The sequence below is a fragment of the Lebetimonas sp. JH292 genome, assembly GCF_000523275.1.
Taxonomy (GTDB): Bacteria; Campylobacterota; Campylobacteria; order Campylobacterales; family Nautiliaceae; genus Lebetimonas.
Genome location: NZ_ATHQ01000002.1, coordinates 78940 through 86299, shown reverse-complemented (window position 1 = coordinate 86299; position 7360 = coordinate 78940). Strand labels below are relative to the sequence as shown.

Here is a 7360-nt window from a genome sequence, read left to right as displayed (position 1 = left end):
TATAGCTCATTCCAAGTGCATATAATGATAATATCTTCTCTTCTATTTCATCACTTATCGTTGTTTGATGTTTTTTTATTATTTGAGGCTCAAATCTACCCTCTCTATCTCTTGGAGTAGCTAATTCAAATTCTCCAGATGTTGATTTAACTGTTTTCTTGTTATAACCGTTTCTTCTATTTCTTTTACCTTCTAAAACTTCATCTGCAATATGAGATTCTATTTCTGCTTCAAGTGCAGCTTCTACCAATTCTTTAATTAATGGAGCTAATACTCCATCTTTCCCACCTATCTTTTTACCTGCTAATAAATCTTTTACTGCTTTGTCAAAATTAAATTTCTCCATGTCAGTCCTGTCTGTATTTTACCTTGACTGACACGGAATTTCTCTCCTGATATAAAAACACCCAAAAAACTGCTCGAAAATGCAAGAGAACAGATAGAATCATTAAATAATGTAAAATTTAGCAATATGGAGTGGCAAAGGTTTTTAGATGAATATCTTGATAAACCCGGTGATGGAATAATAGAAAAAACCCGCAAAATTCACGACGATTATATTTACGATTTTGTTTTCGACGACGGGCATATAGAAAATATTTATATTGTAGATAAACAAAACATATCAAAAAACAGCGTGCAAGTTATAAGGCAGTTTGAACAAAGAGGCAATTACAAAAACCGATACGATGTAACTATCTTGGTAAACGGCCTGCCGATGGTGCAAATAGAGCTCAAAAGAAGGGGTGTTGCCATCCGCGAAGCGTTTAACCAAATTCACAGGTATTCAAAAGAGAGTTTTAACTCCGAAAGTTCACTTTATAAATTTTTGCAGATTTTCGTTATTTCAAACGGCACGGATACCAGATATTTTGCAAACACGGTAAAAAGGGATAAAAACAGTTTCGATTTTACAATGAACTGGGCGCTTTCGGACAATACACCGATAAAAGATTTGAAAGATTTTACCGCCACTTTTTTTGAAAAAAACACTCTTTTAAATATTATTTTAAAATACTCGGTTTTTGATGTAAACAACACCCTGCTTGTTATGAGACCATATCAGATAGCTGCAACCGAGAGAATTTTGTGGAAAATCAATTCAGCATATAATGCAAAAAAATGGGGAAGTGTTGAAGCGGGCGGATATATCTGGCACACCACCGGTTCAGGTAAAACACTAACAAGTTTCAAAGCGGCAAGACTTGCCACAGAGCTTCCTTTTATAGACAAGGTTTTATTTGTGGTGGACAGAAAAGACCTTGATTATCAAACAATGAAAGAGTATCAGAGATTTTCACCCGATAGCGTAAACGGTTCTGAAAATACAGCGGGACTTAAACGAAATTTGGAGAAAAAAGACAATAAAATTGTAGTAACCACCATTCAAAAACTAAATAATCTCCTAAAAACTGAAAAAAATCTCGAAATTTACAATAAACACGTTGTTTTTATATTCGACGAAGCTCACCGCAGTCAGTTTGGTGAAGCTCAGAAAAATCTTAAAAAAAGAGTTATAAAGTATTATCAGTTCGGATTTACGGGAACTCCAATTTTTCCTGAAAACGCACTCGGGAGTGAAACAACGGCAAGTGTATTTGGCCGTCAGCTTCATTCTTATGTGATTACCGATGCAATACGCGATGAGAAAGTTCTTAAATTTAAAGTTGATTACAACGACGTCAGACCTAAATTTAAAGAGTTTGAAAAAGAAATAGATGAAAAAAAACTAAGCGCGCTTGAAAACAAAAAAGCGCTTTTACATCCAGAGAGAATTAATGAAATAGCAGAGTATATTTTGAAAAACTTTCATCTAAAAACACACCGTTTACAAAACGGCAAGGGATTTAACGCAATGTTTGCCGTTAGCAATATCGATGCGGCAAAATTGTATTACGAAAAATTTAAAGAGTTACAAAATAAGCGAATAAATGATAATAAGCGGTTAAAACCGCAACTCCTAAATAAAAAACAAAATGGAGATGCGATTTCAATCGCAAAAAATAATCAATTAAAAATAGCGACAATTTTTTCTTACGCCCCCAACGAAGAACAAGACGCAATAGGTGAAATTGCCGATGAAAGTTTTGAGTTGTCGGCTATGAATTCAAGTGCAAAAGAGTTTTTGGCAAAAGCAATAAACGATTACAATCAAATGTTTTCTACAAATTTCGGAGTCGACGGCAAATCGTTTCAAAATTATTACCGGGATTTGTCAAAAAGAGTTAAAAACGGCGAAATAGATTTATTGATAGTTGTGGGAATGTTTTTAACCGGTTTTGACGCTCCGCGATTGAATACTCTGTTTGTGGATAAAAATTTAAGGTATCACGGATTAATTCAGGCATATTCAAGAACAAACAGGATTTATGATGCAACCAAACCTTTCGGAAACATCATAACGTTTAGAGATTTAGAACAGGCTACAATAGACGCCATTTCACTTTTCGGGGATAAAAACACCAGAAATGTAGTGCTTGAAAAAAGTTACAGAGAATATATCGAAGGTTTTGAAGAAAACGGAAAAATACAAAAAGGTTTTTTAGAAATTGTAAAAAGCCTAAAACAAAAATTTCCAAACCCTACTGAAATTGAAAAAGAGAGCGACAAAAAAGAATTTGTTAAACTTTTCGGAGAATATTTAAAACTTGAAAACATACTTCAAAATTATGATGAATTTATTGCGCTTAAACAACTACAAAATATAGATAAAAACGATAAAAACGCACTTGAAAACGTAAAAATTGAATACGGATTAAACAATGAGGATATAAAAACTCTTCAAAATATACATTTACTCCCCGAAAGAGAAATTCAGGATTATAAATCGACATACAATGATATAAGAGATTGGATAAGAGTGCAAAAAAACGGAAAAAACGCAGAAAAATCAGATATAAACTGGGACGATGTGGAATTCGAGATAGATTTATTAAAATCCCAGGAGATAAATCTCGATTATATACTTGAGCTTATTTTTGAAAAACATAAACTCCAAAAAAACAAATCCGCCCTTATAGACGAAATTAAACGCGTTATAAGAGCAAGCCTCGGCAACCGTGCAAAAGAAGGCTTAATAGTGGAATTTATAAATAAAAGCGATTTAAACAGTTTCAAAGATAAAAGTGAAATTATAGAATCGTTTTTCAAATTCGCCCAGCAAAAACAAAAAGAAGAAGCCAAAAATTTAATAAATGAAGAAAATCTAAACGCCGAAGCAGCTAAACGCTATATTAATATTTCACTAAAGAGAAAATACGCAAGCGAAAACGGAACGGAACTTAATGAAATACTCCCTAAAATGAGTCCTTTGAACCCAGAATATCTTACTAAAAAAAGAAATGTGTTTGAAAAAATATCCGCATTTGTGGAAAAATTTAAAGGTATAGGGGAATTGTTATAACATCTCCTCTTCAATAAAACTTAAAAATCCATTTTGAGTAAAAATAAGATGATCAATTAATTCAATTCCAAGCAGTCTGCCGCTCTCTTTTAATCTTTTGGTAACCGAAATATCAGCCCCGCTCGCTTCCAACTGCCCTGATGGATGATTATGGGCAACGATTACACCCGCACACCTGTGTTCAATTGCGGGGGCAAATACTTCTCTCGGGTGCACAAGGCTTTGATTTAGCGTGCCTATTGTAATAACACGTTTAAAACAGATATGATTTGCTCCGTCAAGATAGATAGCTATAAAATATTCCTGTTTTTTATTGCGGTATTCTTTTAGCTCGTCATAAACGTCTTTTGAAGAAGTTATTTTTTTGTTTTGCTTGATGAGATAGCGTTTTGAAAGTTCTATGGCACTTATAATGGTGGAGGCCTTTGCCATGCCGAGTCCTCTGATATTCATTAATTTCTCAACCGTAAGCGAATTAAAATCGTTTTTTAGTAATTTAACAATTTCACGGGAAAGTTTAATAACATCTTTCCCTTTAACTCCGCTGCCGAGGATTATAGCAACCAGTTCATAATCTTTTAAAAAACCCGGTCCTTTCGAAAGCAATTTTTCCCGAGGTTTGTCAAAACTTTCCAGTTGTGAAATTTTTTTACTCATTATTTTATTTTTTAAAATAATTTTGAAGAGATTCCACTTTTATATCGTTTGTCTGTAAAAATTCAATCGCCTCAACGGCTGCGAATGCCGCTGCAATGGTTGTAAAATACGGAACTCCCTGGTTTAAAACTTCACGTCTTATGATTTTGGCGTCGTCTTTGCTTGCTTTATTGTCGCTTGTATTTATAACAAGAACTATTTCTTCGTTTTTAATCATATCTACAATATTCGGTCTTCCTTCGCTTATTTTCAAAACTTTTGTAACTTCAATTCCCGCATCTTTGATTTTTTTGTATGTTCCGCTTGTGGCTACAATGTCAAATCCGAGATTTTTTAAGCTTCTGGCCAGTTTAGGGGCAAATTCCTTATCCAAATCGGTTAAGGAAACAAAAACTTTTCCGTTTTTAGGCAGATTGAATTTAACCGCAAGCTGAGATTTAGCAAAGCTCTCTCCAAAACTTGAGCTTATTCCCATAACCTCCCCGGTTGATTTCATTTCAGGCCCTAATATTAAATCGGCCCCCGTAAGTTTATTAAAAGGAAAAACCGCTTCTTTTACCGCAATGTGAGAATGAATTTTCGGTTTATACACATTACTGTCAAATGTTACGACATTAAATTTGTCATAAAAATTAAGCGCTTCCAATAAAACTTTCCCGTTATTGATTTCAGGATTATATGCCAAATTCCACATAACCCTTGTTGCGACTTTTGCAAGAGGAAGTCCTGTGGCTTTGGATACAAAAGGTACAGTTCGGCTTGCTCTTGGATTTACCTCAATCAAATATAGTTTATCACGATGCAGAGCATATTGGATATTTAAAAGTCCTTTTACTCCAAGTTTTAGAGCTATCTTTTTTGTGGCGTTTTCTATTTCTTTTATTTTTTCCTCGCTTATACTTACAGTAGGTAAAGAACAGGCGCTGTCTCCGCTGTGAATGCCTGCCTCTTCAATATGCTGCATTATCCCGCCGATATATACATCTTTTGTGTCGCTAATTGCATCTACATCAAGTTCAATTGCCCTGTCAAGAAACTTATCTATAAGCACCGGGGAATCTTCGCTTACTTTTACGGCTTCGCTCATATATTCATTAAGTTCATCATCATTATAGACAATTCTCATAGCCCTGCCACCAAGAACGTAACTCGGTCTTACAAGTACCGGATATCCTATTGTATTTGCAATTTTAAAAGCCTCTTCTTTTTTAAAGGCGGTGCCGTTTTGAGGCTGATTTAATCCAAGAGTGTTAATAAATTCGGCAAATTTTTCCCTATCTTCCGCCGTATCTATAACCTCAGCGGAAGTTCCTATTATTTTTGCATTTATTTTAGTTAAAGGTTTTGCAAGTTTAAGAGGAGTCTGACCGCCAAACTGAACAATTACGCCGTGTGGATTTTCAAGTTCAACCACATTTCTGACCCTTTCAAACGTAATAGGTTCAAAATACAATACATCGCTTGTGTCATAATCTGTTGAAACAGTTTCCGGGTTGCAGTTATACATAATAGTTTTGACACTCAAATCATTAAGGGCAAATGCTGCATGAACACAGCAGTAGTCAAATTCAATTCCCTGACCTATTCTGTTTGGACCGCCTCCAAGGATTAACACTTTTTTATCATCAAAATCCGGTTTTCTTGGCGGCACGTTTTTTGTAACATTTACGCTTGAATATAAATAACTTGTAGTTGTGTCAAATTCCGCCGCACATGTGTCCACTTCGTTATAATCGATTTCAATTCCGAATTTTTTTCTTGCTTTATATACATCTTCTTCACTTTTGTTTATTAATTTAGCCAGCATTGTATCACTGAACCCGTATGTTTTGGCACGTCTTAGCAGAGTTTCATTTTCTAAAATATCAAGAGTTATCTCTTTTTCAAGTTCGATTATTTCTTTTATCTGATTTAAAAACCATCTGTCTATTTTACAAATTTCATAAATTTCCTCAACACTTTTTTCTCTTCTGAAAGCCTCACCGATATATAAAAGCCTTTTATCATTTGGAATTCTTATGTTTTTAATCAGCTCATCTTCGCCGCAGTCAATTTTTTCAAATCCGTCAAGACCTGTTTCAAGAGAATAAATCGCCTTTTGCAATGATTCTTTAAATGTCCTTCCTATCGCCATTACTTCCCCGACACTTTTCATAGAAGTCGTAAGTGTTGAATCGGCCTGAGGAAATTTTTCAAATGTAAAACGTGGTATTTTTGTGACAATATAATCTATTGTAGGCTCAAAACTTGCGGCAGTTCCTGTAATATCGTTTTTAATTTCGTCTAATGTATATCCGAGCGCAAGAAGCGTTGCGACTTTCGCAATAGGATAACCTGTCGCCTTACTTGCAAGTGCGGAACTTCTACTTACCCTGGGATTCATTTCTATTACTATCATTCTGCCGGTATCCGGATTTACGGCAAACTGAACGTTGCTACCTCCGGTATCAACGCCTATTTCACGAAGTATTGCAAAAGATGCATCCCTCATTTTCTGATATTCTTTATCAGTGAGTGTAAGAGCCGGGGCAACAGTAATGGAATCCCCTGTATGAACACCCATCGGATCGATATTTTCAATAGAACACACTATTATGCAGTTATCGTTTCTGTCGCGGATAACCTCCATCTCATATTCTTTCCATCCAAGAAGAGATTCTTCTATTAAAATCTCCCCTATAGGACTTGCCTCCAAACCGAATTTGGCAAGTTTTTTAAATTCCTCCATATTGTAAGCAACACCGCTTCCAAGCCCTCCAAGCGTATAACTTGCCCTTATTATAATCGGAAATCCTATTTCTTTTGCAGCCTGTTCGGCTTCTTCAAGGGAATAGGCGTATCTGCTTTTAGGCAAATCCATACCAATTTTCAGCATCGCTTCTTTGAAAGCCTGTCTGTCTTCGCCTTTTTTAATTGCTTCCGGGTTAGCGCCTAAAAATTCAACCCCCTCAAGCATTCCCCTTTCGTACATTTGCATAGCAACATTAAGGGCAGTCTGACCCCCCATTGTAGGAAGAATTGCATCAATATTTTCTTTTTCAATAATTTTTGCCACTACTTCGGGGATAATCGGTTCAATATATGTGGCATCTGCAAATTCAGGATCAGTCATTATTGTAGCAGGGTTTGAATTAACAAGAACGACCCTGTAACCAAGAGATTTGAGAGTTTTTGCCGCTTGAACGCCCGAATAGTCAAACTCACAAGCCTGACCAATGACAATCGGACCGGAGCCTATCAGAAGGATTGAATGGATATCTTCTCTTTTTGGCATAAAAAACCTTTTTTATATGTAATTAT

3 protein-coding genes and 1 pseudogene are annotated in these 7360 nt (G+C 35.4%); 1 reads left to right on the top strand and 3 read right to left on the bottom strand.

Features of this window, described 5'->3' with window-relative positions; all coding sequences use genetic code 11:
- The coding region (locus DZ64_RS11220) for a transposase (RefSeq protein WP_173391338.1) at positions 1 to 346 on the bottom strand (346 nt) is incomplete at its 3' end.
- A 51-nt stretch (positions 347 to 397) separates the two neighbouring features.
- Here DZ64_RS11220 and DZ64_RS11215 point away from each other — a divergent pair.
- Positions 398 to 3403 (top strand): annotated as a pseudogene (locus tag DZ64_RS11215) (type I restriction endonuclease subunit R); the annotation flags it as partial.
- On the opposite strand, the gene radC reads toward DZ64_RS11215, so the two are convergent.
- Complete coding sequence (gene radC / locus DZ64_RS0109675; protein ID WP_024788287.1) at positions 3398 to 4060, bottom strand: DNA repair protein RadC; 663 nt, start codon at positions 4058 to 4060, stop codon at positions 3398 to 3400. The pseudogene DZ64_RS11215 and the gene radC sit on opposite strands and share 6 nt — an antisense overlap.
- Positions 4061 to 4064: 4 nt before the next feature.
- Entirely contained in the window at positions 4065 to 7334 is a 3270-nt protein-coding gene (gene carB, locus DZ64_RS0109670) for a carbamoyl-phosphate synthase large subunit (protein ID WP_024790362.1), read from the bottom strand.
- Between the last annotated feature and the right edge of the window lie 26 nt (positions 7335 to 7360).

What these genes read in the sequence shown, in the direction of transcription:
- radC (WP_024788287.1), bottom strand. Translation starts at nt 4,060, where the DNA reads ATGAGTAAAAAAATTTCACAACTGGAAAGTTTTGACAAACCTCGGGAA.
- carB (WP_024790362.1), bottom strand. Translation starts at nt 7,334, where the DNA reads ATGCCAAAAAGAGAAGATATCCATTCAATCCTTCTGATAGGCTCCGGT.